The sequence below is a fragment of the Rhizobium leguminosarum genome (assembly GCF_019798305.1).
Lineage (GTDB): Bacteria > Pseudomonadota > Alphaproteobacteria > Rhizobiales > Rhizobiaceae > Rhizobium > Rhizobium leguminosarum_U.
The window spans coordinates 89,233-106,953 of sequence record NZ_JAAXDD010000009.1; the positions used below are offsets into that span (position 1 = coordinate 89,233).

Sequence of the window (17,721 nt, forward strand, 5' to 3'; positions counted from 1 at the left end):
GTTTCATGACGAAGCCTGGAGTTAAAACATGAGCGAATTTCGTCTCGCTTTTCCGGCCTGTGTGGTGGCCGGCAAGCATCGGCTGACGGCCGAAGATATAGTACTGCTGCGCAAACATGCTTTCCCGGAGGGCATCCGGACATCCGACGATGTCGTGGCAATGTTGGCGCTCAACAATTCCTGCCCTGAAAAATGTGCCGCTTGGAACGCTTTTTTCGTGGAGCAGCTCGCCGGCTTCATCGTTCATTATACCTATCCTCAAGGCTCGCTTGATGAAATCAACGTTGCCTGGATCATGCGCATGTTTACGACCGATGGTGTCGTCAACTCGGCGCTGGAACTCGAGCTCATTCTTCACGTCATGGAGATCTCGGCCGATGTCCCGGGCGAGTTGAGAGCGCTCGCCCTCGATCAGCTCCGCCTGGCGATCACCGACAATATCGGTGGCTACAAGCTGTCGCGTGCCGTCGATCGCCGGGGCATCACCCGTCAGGACATCGATTTCGCGATGCGCATCTTTAGAAGCGTCGCCGAAGGCGGCGTTATCCCCGTCTCGTCGGTCGAATATGGCGTGCTCCAGCAGATCGAGCAGGCAACTCTGGCCTGCGCCAATCATCCGCACTGGGCGGGGATCGTGGCCGCCGTCAAGTTGCGCGACGATGCCGAGCCGCGGCGCAGCCGCTGGCTGCGCATCGTCGACGAGGAACCCGTCTCGGAAGCCGCTGTCGCCTGAGCTCCGCAAGCCTGATTGTGCGTTCCGGTGTTTTATGCGTAAAACTCCGGGATGCATTTCTGGGTGGAGTCTCGATGTTCAAGAAAATCCTGATCGCGAATCGCGGCGAAATCGCCTGCCGCGTGATCAAGACTGCGCGCCGCATGGGAATTCAGACCGTCGCGGTCTATTCGGATGCGGATCGGGACGCGCTGCATGTCGAGATGGCCGACGAGGCTGTTCGTATCGGCCCGGCCGCAGCGTCGGAGAGTTATCTGGCTGCCGAAGCGATCATCGCGGCCTGCAAGGCGACGGGCGCCGAGGCGGTGCATCCCGGCTACGGCTTCCTATCCGAACGCGCCTCCTTCTGCGCCGAACTGGAAAAACAGGGCATCGTCTTCATCGGCCCGAAGCCGAAGGCCATCATGGCGATGGGCGACAAGATCGAATCGAAGAAATTCGCCAATGCCGCCGGTGTATCCACAGTGCCCGGCCATCTTGGCATCATCGAGGATGCCGCCCAAGCGGAGGTTATTGCTGGCGGGATCGGTTATCCCGTCATGATCAAGGCGTCGGCTGGTGGCGGCGGCAAGGGCATGCGCATTGCGTGGAACCAGGCAGAAGTGCGCGACGGCTTCGAACGTGCCCGCTCCGAGGCGAAAAGCTCCTTCGGCGACGACCGCGTCTTCATCGAGAAGTTCGTCGTCGAACCCCGCCATATCGAGATCCAGGTGCTGGCCGACGCGCATGGCAACGTCGTCTATCTCGGCGAACGTGAATGCTCGATCCAGCGGCGAAACCAAAAGGTGGCGGAAGAGGCGCCCTCGCCCTTCCTCGACGAAAAGACCCGCAAGGCCATGGGCGAACAATCGGTGGCGCTGGCGAAGGCCGTCGACTACCAGAGCGCCGGCACCGTCGAATTCATCGTCGACCGGGACCGCAATTTCTATTTCCTCGAAATGAATACTCGCCTGCAGGTCGAACATCCCGTGACCGAACTCATCACAGGCATCGACCTTGTCGAGCAGATGATCCGGGTCGCAGCGGGAGAGCCTCTTCCCCTCGCCCAGAAGGACGTCAGGCTCGACGGCTGGGCGATCGAGAGCCGGCTCTATGCCGAAGATCCCTACCGCAACTTCTTGCCCTCGATCGGCCGCCTGACGCGTTACCGCCCGCCGGCGGAAGGCAGGACCGGCAATGTCGTCGTCCGCAACGATACGGGCGTCTTCGAGGGTGCCGAGATTTCGATGTATTACGATCCGATGATCGCCAAGCTCTGCATCTGGGCGCCGACACGGCTCGAGGCGATCGAAGCCATGGGCCGGGCGCTCGACGGCTTCGTCGTCGATGGTATCGAGCACAATGTTCCTTTCCTGTCGGCGCTGATGAAACATCCGCGCTGGCGCGAAGGCCGGCTGTCCACAGGCTTCATCGCCGAGGAATATCCCGATGGTTTTGCGCCGATGAAACCGGACCTGGCGGAAGAAGCCGTGCTTGCAGGCATTGCCCTCTCCGCCTCGCTGATCGAGGCGAACCGCCGCGAACGTTTCGCCGATCGTCTGCGCGCCGCATCGGGCGCGTTGCGCGAAGATTGGGTGGTCAAGATCGGTGACAAGTACGTCGCGGCACGATTGCTCGACGGTCTCGTCACCATCCCCTTCGATATGGACATCGCGATCGAGGGCGAGAACAACAACGTTGTCACCGATTGGAGACCGGGCGACCCGGTCTGGAGCGGCAAGGTCGGCGGTCGCGACATTACCGCGCAGATTCGCCCCGTTCCGAGCGGGTTGCGTATCGACTGGCAGGGGCTTTCGGTGATTGCCAAGGTCTTTTCGCCGCGTCATGCCGAACTCGACAAGCTGATGCCGGTAAAGCTGCCGCCCGATACCTCCAAGCTCCTGCTCTGCCCGATGCCCGGCCTCGTCGTCGCTATCACAGTTGCCGAGGGCCAGGAGGTCAAGGCCGGTGAGACGCTTGCGATCGTCGAAGCGATGAAAATGGAAAACGTGCTGCGCGCCGACCGCGATCTCGTCGTTTCGAAGATCAATGCCGCGGCCGGCGAAAGCCTGGCCGTCGATGCCGTGATCATGGAATTCGCCTGAGAGGATAAGCCAAATGGGCGGCTTTCAGCCTAGCTCACAGACTCTGCCAAGCCCAGCCCGATAAGCAGCTGGGAACCAATAAAATCAGCAGGAAGGACATCAAAATGGACGTTCGCGCCGCCGTTGCCGTTCAGGCAGGAACACCGCTGGAAGTGATGACCGTGCAGCTGGAAGGGCCGCGAGCCGGCGAAGTGCTGGTCGAGGTCAAGGCGACGGGCATCTGCCACACCGATGATTTCACTTTGTCGGGCGCCGATCCCGAAGGCCTCTTCCCGGCCATTCTCGGTCATGAGGGCGCCGGCATCGTCGTCGATGTCGGTCCCGGCGTCACTTCGGTGAAGAAGGGCGACCATGTCATTCCGCTCTACACCCCGGAATGCCGCGAGTGCTATTCCTGCCTTTCCCGCAAGACCAATCTCTGCACCGCGATCCGCGCGACCCAGGGGCAGGGCTTGATGCCGGACGGCACCTCGCGCTTTTCGATCGGCAAGGACAAGATCCACCACTATATGGGCTGCTCGACCTTTTCGAACTTCACCGTGCTGCCGGAGATCGCCCTTGCCAAGGTCAACCCGGACGCGCCGTTCGACAAGATCTGCTACATCGGCTGCGGCGTGACGACCGGCATCGGCGCGGTCATCAACACTGCCAAGGTCGAGATCGGCGCCACGGCGATCGTCTTCGGTCTCGGCGGCATCGGTCTCAACGTGCTGCAGGGCCTGCGTCTTGCCGGCGCCGACATGATCATCGGCGTCGATATCAACCCTGACCGCAAGGCCTGGGGCGAAAAGTTCGGCATGACCCACTTCGTCAATCCGAAGGAGGTCGGTGACGACATCGTGCCTTACCTCGTCAACCTGACCAAACGCAACGGCGACCTGATCGGCGGCGCCGACTACACCTTCGACTGCACCGGCAACACCAAGGTGATGCGCCAGGCACTGGAATCTTCCCATCGTGGCTGGGGCAAATCGATTATCATCGGCGTTGCCGGCGCCGGCCAGGAGATCTCCACCCGTCCGTTCCAGCTGGTCACCGGCCGCAACTGGATGGGCACCGCCTTCGGCGGCGCCCGCGGCCGCACCGACGTGCCGAAGATCGTCGAATGGTACATGCAAGGCAAGATCCAGATCGATCCGATGATCACCCACACCATGCCGCTCGAAGACATCAACAAGGGCTTCGAGCTGATGCATTCCGGCAAGAGCATCCGCGGCGTGGTGGTGTACTGAGCGATGTCGCAAGAACGAGTCGATCGGCACCGGCCTCGGCGCAAAATTCAGCGGCGATCGTTTCGAAATGGGTCCGGCCAGCGACGAGCACACGGCCATCTCCGTCGGCTACGTCTCGAAGGAGAATTTCGGCATCGCCATGTATTTCGAGCAGCCGGACGGCAGTTGGCAGGGTGTCTGGACCTATGGCGGCTCGGAAAAAGGTTTCGAGCGAAATCTGGACTCGTGAGTAAACCGCGCGTATCAGGCGTCGGCATTGGATCCGGAAGTTTTTAGGTCGGATCGACCTAAAAGCTAAATCCGGATCTAAATCAGAGAATTAGAGCATGATGTCTTCCGAAAACCGCTCACACTTTTCGGCATCCTGCTCTAAGTGAGGAAAGCAGCCCTTGATCTATGTTGACGCCGATGCCTGCCCGGTGAAGCCGGAAATCCTGAAGGTGGCCGAACGTCACGGCCTTGAAGTCACCTTCGTTGCCAATTCCGGTCTGCGCCCCTCGCGCGATCCTATGATCCACAATGTCATCGTCTCCAACGCCTTCGACGCCGCCGACAACTGGATCGCCGAACGCACCGGCACGGGCGATGTCGTTGTGACGGCAGATGTGCCGCTCGCCGTGCGCTGTGTCGCCACCGGCGCCTTCGTCAGCGGCCCAAGCGGGCGCGTTTTCGACGAGACCAATATCGGCATGGCGAGCGCCATGCGCGATCTCGGCGCGCACCTGCGCGAAACCGGCGAGAGCAAGGGTTACAACGCCGCCTTCAGCCCGAAAGACCGCTCACGCTTCCTCGAAACCTTCGATCGACTCTGCCGCCGCGCCAAAAGCCTTGCCGCCGAGGCTGGCGGGCAGCAGTAATGCAGCAGCGCGCGGCGCTGTAGGCCGCAAGAAACGGCTGGCATGGCAGCTGTGCCGATTCCGATCTTGAACACCGCCGCTTCCTCACGCATATAGGCTTCATCGCAGACGACTGCGGCATCCTCCAGGATGCAACTGTCGCGGGGACGGCCTCGCTCTTGAACAAGGAGAGTCGCATGGCCTGGTTTCTGCTTTTTCTCGCTGGTCTTTTTGAATGTGGTTGGGCGATCGGCCTTAAATATACCGATGGCTTCACCCGGCCGCTGCCGACGGCGCTGACCGTCATATCGATGGTGATCAGCATCGTGCTGCTCGGCTTGGCGGTGAAGCATCTGCCAATCGGCACCGCCTATGCGGTCTGGACTGGCATCGGCACGGTCGGCACCGTATGTCTCGGCATTTGGCTGCTTGGTGATGAGGCAAGTGTCTCCCGTCTTGCCTGCATCGCGCTGATCGTCGGCGGCATCGCCGGTCTGAAGCTTACCGCCTGATGTGAGGTTGAGGGGCGTCGCCGACGCCCCTCAGTCTCTCGTTCAGGCTGTCTTGCGATTATCCACGGCAAAAGCGCCGGGACCCGAGAAGAACAGGTAGAGGAAAACGAAGCAGAACAGGATCGCGGCATCGCCCTGGTTGACGGCTGGGAAGAAGCTGTTCGGGGCATGCGCCATGAAATAGGCGACAGCCATTTCGCCGGCGAGGAGGAAGGCGACAGGACGCGTCAGCAGGCCGACGAGAATGAGGATACCGCCGATAAGCTCAAGAAGGGCGGCGAAAAGCATCAGCGGCGGCAACGGGCCGGCCATCTGCGCAGCCGGGAAAGCGAAAAGCTTCATCGTGCCGTGTTCGATGAACAGCAGCGCGGTGATGATTCTGAGAGCGGCCAGCCCATAGGGGCGATAGGCAGAAAGACGCTCGAAAGTTGACATTAAACCTCTCCTTTAAAACAGTAAGAGTCGAGCGTTAGCCTGTCCTCGGCAAGGATTGAACACACGGATCGCTGACGGCCGTTCACATTTTCGACAGTGGCTAAACACCTGACCGAACACTTTTATTCGGCCAGCCGTCAAAGCGGAATGTTGTCGTGTTTCTTCCAAGGATTGGCGAGATCCTTGTTCCGCAGCATCTTCAGACCGCGCGCCAGCCGCCGGCGGGTCGAGTGCGGCATGATCACCTCATCGACATAGCCGCGCTCGGCGGCAACGAAGGGCGAGAGGAACCGGTCCTCGTACATTTTCGTGTGCGCAGCGATCTTCTCGGGATCGGCAATATCCTTGCGGAAGATGATCTCGACAGCACCCCTGGCGCCCATCACGGCGATCTGCGCCGTCGGCCAGGCATAGTTGAGGTCGCCGCGCAGATGCTTTGACGCCATCACGTCATAGGCGCCGCCGAAGGCCTTGCGGGTGATGACGGTGAGCTTCGGCACCGTCGCCTCGGCATAGGCAAAGAGCAGCTTGGCGCCGTGCTTGATGAGGCCGCCATATTCCTGCGCCGTCCCCGGCAGGAAGCCCGGCACGTCGACGAAGGTGACGATCGGAATGTTGAAGCAGTCGCAGAAGCGCACGAAACGGGCCGCCTTGCGCGAGGCGTCGCTGTCGAGAACGCCGGCCAGCACCATCGGCTGGTTGGCGACGAAACCGACGGTGGAGCCTTCGACGCGGCCGAAGCCGCAGACAATGTTTTTGGCAAAGCTCGTCTGGATCTCGAAGAAATCCCCCTCGTCCGCCACCTTCCGGATCAGTTCCTTGATGTCGTAAGGCTTGTTGGAGCTCGCCGGCACCAGCGTATCGAGAGACATGTCGACCTCGGTCACCGACTGGTAACATTCGACCTCGGGCAGCGGCGCGGTATTCGAAAGCGGCAGGAAATCGATCAGCCGGCGCACCTGCAGCAAGGTTTCGACATCATTGTCGTAGGCGCCGTCGGCAATCGACGAGCGCACCGTATGCACGATAGCGCCCCCGAGTTCTTCCGCCGTCACCGTCTCGTTGGTGACGGTTTTCACCACATCGGGACCGGTAACGAACATGTAGGAGGTGTCCCGCACCATGAAGATGAAATCGGTCATGGCAGGCGAATAGACATCGCCGCCGGCGCAGGGACCCATGATCACCGAGATCTGCGGTATGACGCCGGAGGCGAGCACATTGCGCTGGAATACCTCGGCATAACCGCCGAGAGCCGCCACGCCCTCCTGGATACGGGCGCCGCCCGCATCATAGATACCGACGATCGGCGCGCGGTTCTTCAGCGCCATGTCCTGCACCTTCATGATCTTCTCGGCATGCGCTTCCGATAGCGAGCCGCCGAAGACGGTGAAGTCCTTGGCGAAGACGAACACCGTGCGGCCGTTGACCGTGCCCCAGCCGGTGACGACGCCGTCGCCGGCAATACGGCTCTTATCCATGCCGAAATCGGTGGAGCGGTGTTCGACGAACATGTCGAACTCCTCAAACGAGCCTTCGTCGAGGAAGAGATCGATACGCTCGCGCGCCGTCAGCTTGCCGCGCTTGTGCTGGGCGTCGATGCGCGCCTCGCCGCCGCCAAGGCGGGCAATGCCGCGGCGCCGTTCCAGTTCCTCGAGAATTTCCTTCATGCGATCTCCCTCGCCGCTGCGGGCGGCAATCCGGCGGTTAGAGCGTCGCGCTAATGAGCGCGCCCGCTGAGCGAGAAAACCGAGCGTATCCTTGCAGCGGCGTCCTCAGCCAGGATCTCGTCGGCAAGCTTGGGATCGGCAGCGATGCTGGTGACGTCGAAGGCGCTGACTGCGATGACCGAGCCGTCCTCCACCGAGGCCGCGTCGATGCTGATCTTGACGACGTTGCGGTCCTTCTGGAAGCCGAGGCCTTTCTGGATGGAAACCACGCGGATCGTCAGCACCACCCGCGGCAGCACGGTGTCGCGCACGGTGGCGTTGATTGCGGCGTTGACGCGATCGTTGATGCCGGAAAGCAGCTCGGCCGGCATGTTCGGGCCGGAGAGAACGACGGCACTGCGCACATCATAGACCGGCGCCGCCGGCTTGGTGACCGAGAGGCTGCCGCAGGCCGTAAGCGCGACACAGACGAGTGTGGCCCGGCAAAAACACGACCTCAGCCAATTCATTACAAAAATCCCGCACCACCCCGTTGGAGTCGCAGACTTCGTCATAATGCATTGGAAGGCAATATGTTTCAGGCGCTTAGGGCGAAAAAAACATCCGCCGCGGCCTTGAACTCGGCAAAGCGCTTGACCCGCCGTTGCTCGGCTTCCTCGTCGCTGCCCCAATGCTCGATCGTCCAGTCCTCGTCGAGATGGGCAAGCGACCAAGCCTCCTCCACCGTCACCCGGCCCTCGGCGAAGGCGAGCGCCAGGATCGCCGAGCCGGTCAGCGTGGTGACTGTGTGGAGCGCTGCAAGGGCCATCGGGCTATCATATCTGGCGAGCGTGACGGCGAAGGCGGCCGTCGCCTCGCGCGGCTGCTCATGAGGCATCACCCCTTCGACGAGGATGAACCGGGCGCCGAGATCATTCGCCGCCCAGTCGATCACAGGATCCCAGCGCTCGGCCTGGCGCTCGACCAGCAGTTCCGGCTCCTCGGCGCGGTAGCAGATGAGATCGCTGGAGGAAAAGCGCAGGATATCTTCGAAGATCGCCTGCGCATTGGCGGCAACGCCGTCGAGTGCGGTGTTGACGAGCCGCGTCACCGGCATGCTTACAGGATTGATCTCCTCGCCCTGCGCCTGCCATTCGGCAGCGACAAGCCGCGCGAGCGCCTCGGTCGGCACGGCGAGAACCTGCCGCGCCGGCGTGCGCACCATCTTGCCGTCGAGCGTAATCGCAAAACCGCCCTCGTGCTCGGTAACGGCGACATCGGTATAGAAACGCTTCGGCAGCGGCTTCTTCATCTGGATCTGCGCGCGGCGGATGGGATCGGGATGGCTCAGGCCTTCGGAAAGGTCGTTCAGCAAATCGCGCATGGGCTCACCTCAGGAAAAATGACGCAATATCTCGTTCGGATGGTAGGCGATCGCATTAGCGCCGTTGGCGATCAGCTCATCCACGCTGGCATAGCCCCAGGCAACGCCGATCGCCTTGGCGCCGGCAGCCTTTGCCATCTGCATATCGTAAACCGCATCGCCGATGACAATGGTGTCGGCAGCATTCATGCCGGTTTCATCGCAGCATTCCGTCACCATGGCCGGATGCGGTTTGGAGGGGCAATCGTCGGCGGTACGTGCAACGACGAAATGCTTGTCGAAACCATGCGTCTCCATCACCAGCTTGAGCCCGCGGCGGGATTTACCCGTGACCGCGCCGATCAGCAGGTCGTCGCGCCCGATGATCGCGTCGATCATTTCGCCGATGCCGGGAAACAGCGGCTCTTTGTAATCGAGATCCTGACGCACGATCGAGAACAGCGATTTGTAATGCGCCGTCATGTCGACGTCTTCCTGCTCCACATGCGGCCTGCCCAGCATGCGGGCAATCGCAATATCGAGGGACAGGCCGATAATGGCCTTGGTGTCTTCAAAGCGCGGTTCCGGCTTGCCGAACTTATCGAAGGTCCTGCGCATGGTTTCGTGGATCAGACCGGCGCTATCGACCAGTGTGCCGTCGCAATCAAAAAGCGCCAGTTTCATTCGGCGTCCCTTTCGGCACCGGCAAGGTCGAGGCCGAGAAGGTTCCAGGTCTGCACCATATGTGACGGCAACGGCGCAGTGACGCGCAGGCGCCCGCCGGAGGGGTGCGGGATGTCGATGCGACGTGCGTGCAGATGCAGCTTCTTCTGCACGCCGCCTGGAAAATCCCAATTCGGATCCTCGTCGAAATATTTCGGGTCGCCGATGATCGGATGGCCGATATGCAGCGCGTGCACACGCAACTGATGCGTACGGCCGGTATAGGGCTCCATCTCCAGCCAGGCGAGATTCTGGGCGGCGGTCTCCAGGACGCGGTAGAAGGAAACGGCGTGATCTGCTCCGTCCTCGCCGTGTTTGGCGATCCGCATGCGGTCGCCGTCGACCGTCGGCTCCTTGACGAGCCAGGTCGAGATCTTGTCCTCGTGCTTGCGCGGCACTCCCTTGACCAGCGCCCAGTAGGTCTTCTTGGTATCGCGCTCGCGGAAGGCCGCCGTCAATTTCTGCGCCGCACCGCGGGTGCGGGCGATGACGAGAACACCCGATGTGTCGCGGTCGAGACGGTGAACAAGCCGCGGCTTCTCGCCCTTCGGGCTGGTCCAGGCTTCGAGCATCTGGTCGATATGCCTGGCCACACCCGAGCCACCCTGCACCGCAAGACCAGGGGGCTTGTTGAGTACGATCACTTTTTCGTCCTCGTGCAGCACCATGCGCGACAAGAGTTGGAAATCCGTCGAATGTTTGAGATCTTTGCCGGCGATCGGTCCGGATTTCAGCTTCGCATCGACATCCATCGGCGGCACGCGCACCGTCTGGCCGGGCTGCACGCGCGCATCCGATTTGACACGTCCGCCATCGACGCGCACCTGGCCGGAGCGCAATAGCTTCTGCAGCGGACCGAAGCCGAGCCCCGGAAAGTGCACCTTGAACCAGCGATCGAGCCGCATGCCCGCTTCGTCGGGTTCAATCTTGATATGTTCTATGCCAGCCATAAGAAATCTTTCGGAAATTGCAGCGCAGGCCGAGCCGGCGTTCTTGCCGCAGCCTTTAGAGCATTTTCACGCAAAACGGAAACCGGAATCGAAATCAGGCCAAAGCGCGCGTGACGGCGAGCCCCGCGATGACGGCCACCATCGAAAATCCGACGCTCGCAGCGATATAAATACCCCCGGCGACAGTCTCGCCGCGCTCGAACAGCGAGATGGCGTCCAGCGAGAAGGCCGAGAAGGTGGTGAAGCCGCCAAGGAAGCCGGTGATCAACAGGAGGCGCAATTCCACCGAGGCGTTGAACTTGCGCGCGATCAGCTCGGCGAAGACGCCGATGACGAAGCAGCCGACGACATTGACGGCAAGCGTGCCCCAGGGGAATGCCGGCCCCATCAGTTTCAGCGCCCACCGGCCGACATAATACCTGAGAACGGAACCGATAGCGCCGCCGAAGGCGACAAGGAGAGCCTGGATCATGAGCCGGATTTACCGCGTTGCGAAAGTGATTCCAATCAAGCTCATATGAATTCTTACCATTTTGTAAAATGCCAATGATTTTCTTATGAGGGCACCAAGATCATGCCGATACGGTGACTGGCATGACCCAGCTCCTGTCCGTATCGGCCAATACCGCTGCCATTGCTTTCGATTCGCTGCGAATTCCGCAGCGTGTCGCGACGAGCACTGCGGCGCGCGACGCACGGCGCGTTGCCGACCGGCAGTTGAAGGCCGAAGGCACTGAGGAAATAGACGAGCCCTCCAGCATCATCCAGTCGACCGAAGTGGCACTCGACCTGATGGCCAAGGGCAACCGCCAACCGCAGGCCGGCCTGAAACAGGCGCTGCGATCCTACGAAGACTTCTGAGGCGACTGCCTTCCAAACGACAGACCGCGACTGCGTTTCACAGTCGCGGTCTTTTCTTGTTTAACCGGTCTGCTCTCACCTGCCCTGGGCGGAGAGCACCTGGAGGACCAGGTCGACCTTGCCGGCCTTTTCGAAGGTCAGCGTCACAGGCACCATGTCGCCCTGCTTGAACGGCGTCTTCACCTTCTGGAACATCAGATGCAGGTTGCCGGGCACAAGCTTGATCGTCTCGCCCGCGGCGATGGCGATACCGTCCTTCAACTGGCGCATCCGCATGACGTTATCCTTGGTCTCCATCTGGTGGATCTGAACCTCGCCTGATAAAGGCGACGTCACGGACAGCAAGCGATCGTCCGTCTTGCCGTTGTTTTTCACCGTGAAAAAGCCGCCGCCGACCGGCTGGCCGGGAAGCATTGCCTTGGCGAACCCGCCGGAGATTTCGAGATCGCCGACCTTGACCGTTTCGCCAGCCGGTGTAGCAGCGCCCGTCGTCCCGCTCATGTTCATACCGGACATGTCCATGCCGGCCATATCGTCATGATCGTGACCGTGGTCTTCGCCGGCCACGACCTTCAAGAGCGGCGCCGGGCTTTTCAGCCCATGCGCATCGCCGCCTTCTTTTGCCACCTGGTCCCAGGCCGTGACCATATCGCCGCACATCTGCGTCACTGGAAAGGCGAGCGAGGTGCCGGCCTCGAGGCCTGATACTTTACCCTGGATGATGAAAGTGTCGTAGAAATCGTCGGAGAGATTGCCGTTCTTCCAGCGCACTTCGATCGCGCCCTTGTTCACCTTGTCGCCGTGATTGTCATAGGTCTTCTGATAGTCGCCCTTGATCACCTCGAGCTCCCAGCCGGCCTTCGGTTGCGGTTTGGCGAAGACGAAGCCTTCCGGCAGCTTGACCCGCACTTCCGTGGTCGCCTTGCCGTCGCAGCCGTGCGGCACCTGCAGCGTAGCGAGAATGGTGCTGTCCTGCGTCGCTTGCTTGTCGAGGAAGCTCACATGGGCCTCGGCGTCGGCAAAGGCGCTTGCGGAAAGAAGGGCGGCAAGCCCAAGCGTTTTGCCAAATGTCTTGATGGTCTTCATCGGATATCTCCTCGCCGGCCGCGGATTTTTCTCGGGCGGACCGGCATGCTGAATCATAGGCGGTGGAGGAAGATCAGACGAGAATGGGAGGCGCGCGCGAATTCGGCCGCCAGACGGCGCTTGCGCCTGAAACGGCTGATGTTTCGATCGGCGCGTTGATCAGCGAAGCGAGTTCGCGCTCGAGCCAGGAGTCCGCATCCGGCGTCGGCAGGATGGTGGAGGCCGACAGCCGGCAGGCTTCGCAATTAGGCTTGAAGGCGATGGTCTTGCCGTCGGCATCCTTCACGGTGACGCAGAGCGAGGCGAAGGTGCCGTCGGGCAGCACATAGGCCGCGGCATCGTAGCCTTCGGCGGCGACAGCCTGCGGCGCCTGATGGGCAAGGCCGAGCAAAAGCAGGCTCAATGCGCAAAGCATGCGCAGGAAGAGCGTCGCTTTCAGTCCGGTCTGCCGCATGAGATCCCCTTCAACAGAAGGCCGCGATAGCCGGTTTTAGCACGGAATGCAAAAGCAGATTTGCCTGAGATCAACGCTTGCTGGGAATAAGGCGACAAAAATTTGCCCGGTCACGACATTTGGTCTTGCCAAGTGCTGCACCCACCGGATAATTGCGCCAACCTTGTTGGGAGAAGCCGGTGCGTTTTTTGCCGGTGCCGAAGGAGCAACCGCCCCGGAAACTCTCAGGCAAAAGGACCAGCAAGGGGCAGACGGAACTCTGGAGAGAAGCGTTCTCGAAACGCTCGCCGAAGGGATAACAATCTCAGGCAAAGGGACAGAGGGGGCTCAGGAGAGAAGTGCGCAGCCGCGCCTTCAGATTTGAGCCCGCGCCTTCGTGAGAAGGCGCAAACCCCGGAGGCGTCTTTTGGACGATACTGCTGCCCTGAAGAAAACCCCGCTGCATGCCCTGCATCTTTCGCTCGGCGCCCGCATGGTGCCGTTCGCGGGCTACGACATGCCGGTGCAATATCCCGGCGGTGTGATGAAGGAACATCTTCACACCCGAGCCGAAGCCGGCCTCTTCGATGTCTCCCATATGGGCCAGGTCATCGTGAAGGCGAAGTCGGGCAGCTATGAGGATGCAGCGCTGGCGCTCGAAAGCCTGGTGCCGGTCGATATCCTTGGCCTTGCCGAAGGCCGCCAGCGCTACGGCTTCTTCACCGACGATACCGGCGGCATTCTCGACGACCTGATGATCAGCCATCTCGACGACCACCTCTTCGTCGTCGTCAACGCCGCCTGCAAGGAGGCCGATCTCGCCCATCTGCAGACCCATATCGGCGACCAGTGCGACATCACGCTTCTCGATCGCGCCCTGATCGCGCTGCAGGGGCCGCGTGCGGTTGCGGTTCTTGCCGAACTCTGGGCCGACGTCGCGGCGATGAAATTCATGGACGTGCGCCACTGCCGCCTGCACGACGTTTCCTGTCTTGTTTCCCGCTCCGGCTATAGCGGCGAGGACGGCTTCGAGATCTCGATTCCATCAGACAAGGCCGAAGATGTCACCATGCGGTTGCTCGAACATCCCGACGTCCAGGCGATTGGCCTCGGCGCCCGCGATTCGCTGCGCCTCGAAGCCGGTCTCTGCCTCTATGGCAACGATATCGACACGACCACCTCGCCGGTCGAGGCGGCACTCGAATGGGCCATGCAGAAGGCAAGGCGTGGCAACGGTGCGCGCGCCGGCGGCTTCCCGGGCTCCGGCCGCATCCTGTCCGAACTCGAAAACGGCGCCGCGCGCCGCCGCGTCGGCCTGAAGCCTGAAGGCAAGGCGCCGGTGCGCGGCCATGCCAAGCTCTATGCCGATGCCGAGGGCAAGGTCGAAATCGGCGAAGTCACCTCAGGCGGCTTCGGTCCCAGCGTCGAAGGCCCCGTCGCCATGGGGTACGTGCCGGTCTCCCACGCTGCGCCAGGCACGCTCGTCTACGCCGAGGTGCGCGGCAAATATCTGCCGATCACCGTCAGCGCCCTGCCCTTCGTCACACCGACCTACAAACGCTAAACCTTTTCCAGAGAGGACGAACAATGCTGAAATTTACCGAAGAACACGAATGGCTGAAGATCGAAGGCGGCGTTGCGACGGTCGGCATCACCAACTATGCCGTCGATCAACTCGGCGACCTGGTTTTTGTCGAGCTGCCGGAAGTCGGCGCGACCTTCTCCAAGAACGGCAATGCCGCGACCGTTGAATCCGTCAAGGCTGCTTCCGACGTCTATTGTCCGCTTGATGGCGAGATCACCGAGGTCAATCCGGCCATCGTTGCAGATCCGTCGCTGGTCAATTCCGATCCTCAGGGCGCCGGCTGGTTTTTCAAGCTGAAGCTTGCAAATGCTGCCGACGCCGATGGCCTGCTCGACGAGGCGGCCTACAAGGAGCTCACTGCGTAATGACGACGCCGACAGAATTCCAGTTCACCGACTATCAGCCCTACGATTTCGCCAATCGCCGTCATATCGGCCCCTCGCCGGCCGAGATGACCGACATGCTGAAGGTGATCGGCTATAACAGCCTCGACGGCCTGATCGACGCGACGTTGCCGCCCTCGATCCGCCAGAAGGAGCCGCTCGTCTGGGGCGCGCCAATGACCGAGCGCGAGGCGCTCGACAAGCTGCGCGAGACCGCTAACAAAAACAAGGTGCTGGTCTCGCTGATCGGCCAGGGTTACTACGGCACCATCACGCCGCCGGTCATCCAGCGCAACATCCTGGAAAACCCCGCCTGGTACACCGCCTATACGCCTTATCAGCCGGAGATCAGCCAGGGCCGCCTCGAAGCGCTCCTGAACTACCAGACGATGATCTGCGACTTGACCGGCTTGGACGTCGCCAACGCCTCGCTGCTCGACGAGGCAACCGCCGCCGCCGAAGGCATGGCGATCGCCGAGCGCGTCGCCAAGTCGAAAGCGAAGGCGTTCTTCGTCGATGCAGACTGCCATCCACAGACCATCGCCCTCATCCGCACCCGCGCCGAGCCGCTCGGCTGGAGCGTCATCGTCGGCAATCCCTTCACCGATCTCGATCCCGTCGACGTCTTCGGCGCGATCTTCCAGTATCCCGGCACGCACGGTCACGTGCATGATTTCACCGGCCTGATCTCGCGCCTGCACCAGACCGGCGCCATCGCCGTGGTCGCCGCCGATATTCTGGCGCTGACGCTGCTGAAATCGCCCGGCGAAATGGGTGCCGATATCGCCGTCGGCTCCTCGCAGCGCTTCGGTGTCCCGGTCGGCTACGGCGGCCCACATGCAGCCTATATGTCGGTCAAGGATACCATCAAGCGCTCCATGCCCGGCCGCCTCGTCGGCGTTTCCGTCGATGCCCGCGGCAATCGCGCCTATCGCCTGTCGCTGCAGACCCGCGAACAGCATATCCGCCGCGAGAAAGCGACGTCGAACATCTGCACCGCCCAGGTGCTGCTGGCCGTCATGGCCTCCATGTACGCCGTCTTCCACGGCCCGAAGGGCATCAAGGCGATCGCCCAGCAGGTGCACCAGAAGGCCGTGCTGATGGCCAAGGGCCTGGAAAAGCTCGGCTATAAGGTCGAACCGGACACCTTCTTCGACACGATCACCGTCGATGTCGGCCATATGCAGGGCCTCATCCTGCGCGCCGCCGTCGCCGAAGGCGTCAATCTGCGCAAGGTCGGCGAAACCAAAATCGGCATGAGCCTAGACGAACGCACCCGGCCGGCGACGCTCGAAGCCGTCTGGCGCGCCTTCGGCGGCAATTTCACTATCGCCGATTTCGAGCCTTCTTATCGCCTGCCGAAGGGCCTGCTCAGAACCAGCGATTACCTCACCCATCCGATCTTTCACATGAACCGCGCCGAAAGCGAGATGACGCGTTACATCCGCCGGCTTTCCGACCGGGATCTGGCGCTCGACCGCTCGATGATCCCGCTCGGCTCCTGCACGATGAAACTCAATGCGACGGCGGAAATGCTGCCGATCACCTGGCCGGAATTTTCCGACATCCATCCCTTCGTGCCGGCCGACCAGGCGCTCGGTTATCGCGAGATGATCGACGACCTGATCGAAAAGCTCTGCGCCATCACCGGCTACGACGCCTTCTCCATGCAGCCGAACTCGGGTGCGCAAGGCGAATATGCCGGCCTGCTGACGATCCGCAACTATCACCTCGCCAATGGCGATACCCATCGCGACGTCTGCCTGATTCCCACCTCGGCGCATGGCACCAACCCGGCTTCGGCCCAGATGGTCGGCATGAAGGTCGTCGTCGTCAAGGTGCGCGAGAATGGCGATATCGATCTCGACGATTTCCGCGCCAAGGCGGAGCAGCACGCCGAGAACCTCGCCTGCTGCATGATCACCTATCCCTCGACGCACGGCGTCTTCGAGGAGACGGTCAGGGAGATCTGCGATCTGGTGCATGAGCATGGCGGCCAGGTCTATCTCGACGGTGCCAACATGAATGCCATGGTCGGCCTGTCCCGCCCCGGTGACATCGGCTCCGACGTCAGCCACCTGAACCTACACAAGACCTTCTGCATCCCGCATGGCGGCGGCGGACCTGGCATGGGCCCGATCGGCGTCAAGGCGCATCTGGCCCCCTACCTGCCCGGCCATCCCGAAACCGACGGTCGTTCGGGTGCGGTTTCAGCCGCCGCCTTCGGCTCCGCCTCGATTCTGCCGATCTCCTGGAGCTATTGCCTGATGATGGGCGGCGAAGGCCTGACGCAGGCGACCAAGGTGGCGATCCTCAACGCCAACTACATCGCCGCCCGGTTGAAGGGCGCTTATGACGTGCTCTACAAGTCGGAGACCGGCCGCGTCGCGCATGAATGCATCATCGACACCCGTCCGCTGGTCGATAGCGCAGGCGTCACGGTCGACGACGTCGCCAAGCGCCTGATCGACTGCGGCTTCCATGCCCCGACCATGAGCTGGCCGGTATCAGGCACGCTGATGATTGAGCCGACGGAAAGCGAGACCAAGGCCGAACTTGACCGTTTCTGCGAGGCGATGCTGGCGATCCGCGAGGAAGCCCGCGCCATCGAGGATGGCCGCATGGACAAGGTGAACAACCCGCTGAAGAACGCCCCGCACACTGTGGAAGATCTCGTCGGCGATTGGGACCGCCCCTATAGCCGCGAACAGGCCTGCTTCCCGCCCGGCGCCTTCCGCGTCGACAAATACTGGTCGCCGGTCAACCGCGTCGACAATGTCTATGGCGACCGCAACCTGATCTGCACCTGCCCGCCGGTGGAAAGCTACGCCGAGGCGGCTGAGTAGCGGTCAAGCC

General features: G+C 61.8%; 19 protein-coding genes and 2 riboswitches. Of the genes, 10 read left to right on the forward strand and 9 right to left on the reverse strand.

Translation table 11 applies throughout. The features are described from left to right. Window positions 1-28 precede the first annotated feature (28 nt). The 6 genes from HFO99_RS17490 (at window position 29) to sugE (ending at window position 5,397) form a co-directional block, all read left to right on the forward strand. The gene (locus HFO99_RS17490) at window positions 29-733 is read left to right on the forward strand and encodes a hypothetical protein (protein ID WP_222362475.1); all 705 of its coding nucleotides are present in this window, start codon (window positions 29-31) and stop codon (window positions 731-733) included. A 74-nt stretch (window positions 734-807) separates the two neighbouring features. After that, window positions 808-2,817: an acetyl/propionyl/methylcrotonyl-CoA carboxylase subunit alpha gene (locus HFO99_RS17495; protein ID WP_222362477.1), complete on the forward strand. Its 2,010-nt coding sequence runs from the start codon at window positions 808-810 to the stop codon at window positions 2,815-2,817. Between the two features lie 104 nt (window positions 2,818-2,921). After that, window positions 2,922-4,049 carry an S-(hydroxymethyl)glutathione dehydrogenase/class III alcohol dehydrogenase gene (locus tag HFO99_RS17500; RefSeq protein WP_222362479.1) on the forward strand — a complete coding sequence of 376 codons (1,128 nt, stop codon included), beginning with the start codon at window positions 2,922-2,924 and terminating at the stop codon, window positions 4,047-4,049. A gap of 67 nt (window positions 4,050-4,116) precedes the next feature. After that, a complete protein-coding gene (locus tag HFO99_RS17505; protein WP_261323201.1) occupies window positions 4,117-4,278 on the forward strand; it encodes a hypothetical protein in 162 nt (53 codons plus the stop codon). A 160-nt stretch (window positions 4,279-4,438) separates the two neighbouring features. Then, complete coding sequence (locus tag HFO99_RS17510) at window positions 4,439-4,906, forward strand: YaiI/YqxD family protein (protein ID WP_222362481.1); 468 nt, start codon at window positions 4,439-4,441, stop codon at window positions 4,904-4,906. A 176-nt stretch (window positions 4,907-5,082) separates the two neighbouring features. Continuing rightward, window positions 5,083-5,397, forward strand: coding sequence for a quaternary ammonium compound efflux SMR transporter SugE (gene sugE / locus HFO99_RS17515; RefSeq protein ID WP_222362488.1), 315 nt, complete (start codon window positions 5,083-5,085; stop codon window positions 5,395-5,397). A gap of 42 nt (window positions 5,398-5,439) precedes the next feature. Here the strand turns inward: sugE and HFO99_RS17520 are convergent, their stop codons facing one another. The 7 genes from HFO99_RS17520 to crcB all read right to left on the reverse strand — a co-directional run bounded on the left by HFO99_RS17520 (window position 5,440) and on the right by crcB (window position 10,989). After that, complete coding sequence (locus HFO99_RS17520) at window positions 5,440-5,832, reverse strand: DoxX family protein (RefSeq protein ID WP_018242146.1); 393 nt, start codon at window positions 5,830-5,832, stop codon at window positions 5,440-5,442. A gap of 137 nt (window positions 5,833-5,969) precedes the next feature. Beyond that, window positions 5,970-7,502: an acyl-CoA carboxylase subunit beta gene (locus HFO99_RS17525; protein WP_222362489.1), complete on the reverse strand. Its 1,533-nt coding sequence runs from the start codon at window positions 7,500-7,502 to the stop codon at window positions 5,970-5,972. A gap of 50 nt (window positions 7,503-7,552) precedes the next feature. After that, window positions 7,553-8,011, reverse strand: coding sequence for a hypothetical protein (locus HFO99_RS17530; protein ID WP_012757579.1), 459 nt, complete (start codon window positions 8,009-8,011; stop codon window positions 7,553-7,555). 68 nt (window positions 8,012-8,079) lie between these two features. Further along, the gene (locus tag HFO99_RS17535) at window positions 8,080-8,865 is read right to left on the reverse strand and encodes an ATP12 family chaperone protein (protein WP_222362490.1); all 786 of its coding nucleotides are present in this window, start codon (window positions 8,863-8,865) and stop codon (window positions 8,080-8,082) included. A 9-nt stretch (window positions 8,866-8,874) separates the two neighbouring features. Beyond that, entirely contained in the window at window positions 8,875-9,528 is a 654-nt protein-coding gene (locus HFO99_RS17540) for an HAD-IA family hydrolase (RefSeq protein WP_222362496.1), read from the reverse strand. Continuing rightward, entirely contained in the window at window positions 9,525-10,517 is a 993-nt protein-coding gene (locus HFO99_RS17545; protein ID WP_222362498.1) for an RluA family pseudouridine synthase, read from the reverse strand. The genes HFO99_RS17540 and HFO99_RS17545 overlap by 4 nt, the downstream gene beginning before the upstream one ends. A gap of 94 nt (window positions 10,518-10,611) precedes the next feature. After that, window positions 10,612-10,989 carry a fluoride efflux transporter CrcB gene (crcB, locus tag HFO99_RS17550; RefSeq protein WP_222362500.1) on the reverse strand — a complete coding sequence of 126 codons (378 nt, stop codon included), beginning with the start codon at window positions 10,987-10,989 and terminating at the stop codon, window positions 10,612-10,614. Between the two features lie 122 nt (window positions 10,990-11,111). On the opposite strand from crcB, the gene HFO99_RS17555 reads away from it, so the two are divergent. Beyond that, complete coding sequence (locus tag HFO99_RS17555) at window positions 11,112-11,378, forward strand: hypothetical protein (protein WP_222251424.1); 267 nt, start codon at window positions 11,112-11,114, stop codon at window positions 11,376-11,378. 75 nt (window positions 11,379-11,453) lie between these two features. Here the strand turns inward: HFO99_RS17555 and HFO99_RS17560 are convergent, their stop codons facing one another. After that, window positions 11,454-12,464 carry a DUF1775 domain-containing protein gene (locus HFO99_RS17560; protein ID WP_222362502.1) on the reverse strand — a complete coding sequence of 337 codons (1,011 nt, stop codon included), beginning with the start codon at window positions 12,462-12,464 and terminating at the stop codon, window positions 11,454-11,456. 73 nt (window positions 12,465-12,537) lie between these two features. Beyond that, window positions 12,538-12,918, reverse strand: a complete 381-nt coding sequence (locus HFO99_RS17565) for a hypothetical protein (RefSeq protein WP_222362504.1) — start codon at window positions 12,916-12,918, stop codon at window positions 12,538-12,540. A 157-nt stretch (window positions 12,919-13,075) separates the two neighbouring features. Beyond that, window positions 13,076-13,164, forward strand: a riboswitch (glycine riboswitch). A gap of 3 nt (window positions 13,165-13,167) precedes the next feature. Then, window positions 13,168-13,248, forward strand: a riboswitch (glycine riboswitch). A 76-nt stretch (window positions 13,249-13,324) separates the two neighbouring features. On the opposite strand from HFO99_RS17565, the gene gcvT reads away from it, so the two are divergent. Genes gcvT through gcvP form a run of 3 tightly spaced genes read left to right on the forward strand, consistent with a single transcriptional unit; the run spans window position 13,325 to window position 17,711 of the window. After that, window positions 13,325-14,461 (forward strand): glycine cleavage system aminomethyltransferase GcvT, encoded by a 1,137-nt coding sequence (gcvT, locus tag HFO99_RS17570; protein WP_222362507.1) that lies wholly within the window; start codon window positions 13,325-13,327, stop codon window positions 14,459-14,461. A 23-nt stretch (window positions 14,462-14,484) separates the two neighbouring features. Next, window positions 14,485-14,847 (forward strand): glycine cleavage system protein GcvH, encoded by a 363-nt coding sequence (gene gcvH / locus HFO99_RS17575; protein ID WP_017964444.1) that lies wholly within the window; start codon window positions 14,485-14,487, stop codon window positions 14,845-14,847. Continuing rightward, entirely contained in the window at window positions 14,847-17,711 is a 2,865-nt protein-coding gene (gene gcvP / locus HFO99_RS17580; protein WP_222362509.1) for an aminomethyl-transferring glycine dehydrogenase, read from the forward strand. The genes gcvH and gcvP overlap by 1 nt, the downstream gene beginning before the upstream one ends. Window positions 17,712-17,721 lie beyond the last annotated feature (10 nt).

What these genes read in the sequence shown, in the direction of transcription:
- HFO99_RS17525 (WP_222362489.1), bottom strand. Translation starts at nt 7,502, where the DNA reads ATGAAGGAAATTCTCGAGGAACTGGAACGGCGCCGCGGCATTGCCCGC.
- gcvH (WP_017964444.1), top strand. Translation starts at nt 14,485, where the DNA reads ATGCTGAAATTTACCGAAGAACACGAATGGCTGAAGATCGAAGGCGGC.
- HFO99_RS17500 (WP_222362479.1), top strand. Translation starts at nt 2,922, where the DNA reads ATGGACGTTCGCGCCGCCGTTGCCGTTCAGGCAGGAACACCGCTGGAA.
- HFO99_RS17545 (WP_222362498.1), bottom strand. Translation starts at nt 10,517, where the DNA reads ATGGCTGGCATAGAACATATCAAGATTGAACCCGACGAAGCGGGCATG.
- HFO99_RS17495 (WP_222362477.1), top strand. Translation starts at nt 808, where the DNA reads ATGTTCAAGAAAATCCTGATCGCGAATCGCGGCGAAATCGCCTGCCGC.
- HFO99_RS17520 (WP_018242146.1), bottom strand. Translation starts at nt 5,832, where the DNA reads ATGTCAACTTTCGAGCGTCTTTCTGCCTATCGCCCCTATGGGCTGGCC.
- HFO99_RS17490 (WP_222362475.1), top strand. Translation starts at nt 29, where the DNA reads ATGAGCGAATTTCGTCTCGCTTTTCCGGCCTGTGTGGTGGCCGGCAAG.
- HFO99_RS17530 (WP_012757579.1), bottom strand. Translation starts at nt 8,011, where the DNA reads ATGAATTGGCTGAGGTCGTGTTTTTGCCGGGCCACACTCGTCTGTGTC.
- HFO99_RS17565 (WP_222362504.1), bottom strand. Translation starts at nt 12,918, where the DNA reads ATGCGGCAGACCGGACTGAAAGCGACGCTCTTCCTGCGCATGCTTTGC.
- sugE (WP_222362488.1), top strand. Translation starts at nt 5,083, where the DNA reads ATGGCCTGGTTTCTGCTTTTTCTCGCTGGTCTTTTTGAATGTGGTTGG.
- crcB (WP_222362500.1), bottom strand. Translation starts at nt 10,989, where the DNA reads ATGATCCAGGCTCTCCTTGTCGCCTTCGGCGGCGCTATCGGTTCCGTT.
- HFO99_RS17555 (WP_222251424.1), top strand. Translation starts at nt 11,112, where the DNA reads ATGACCCAGCTCCTGTCCGTATCGGCCAATACCGCTGCCATTGCTTTC.
- HFO99_RS17540 (WP_222362496.1), bottom strand. Translation starts at nt 9,528, where the DNA reads ATGAAACTGGCGCTTTTTGATTGCGACGGCACACTGGTCGATAGCGCC.
- HFO99_RS17505 (WP_261323201.1), top strand. Translation starts at nt 4,117, where the DNA reads ATGGGTCCGGCCAGCGACGAGCACACGGCCATCTCCGTCGGCTACGTC.
- gcvP (WP_222362509.1), top strand. Translation starts at nt 14,847, where the DNA reads ATGACGACGCCGACAGAATTCCAGTTCACCGACTATCAGCCCTACGAT.
- HFO99_RS17535 (WP_222362490.1), bottom strand. Translation starts at nt 8,865, where the DNA reads ATGCGCGATTTGCTGAACGACCTTTCCGAAGGCCTGAGCCATCCCGAT.
- HFO99_RS17560 (WP_222362502.1), bottom strand. Translation starts at nt 12,464, where the DNA reads ATGAAGACCATCAAGACATTTGGCAAAACGCTTGGGCTTGCCGCCCTT.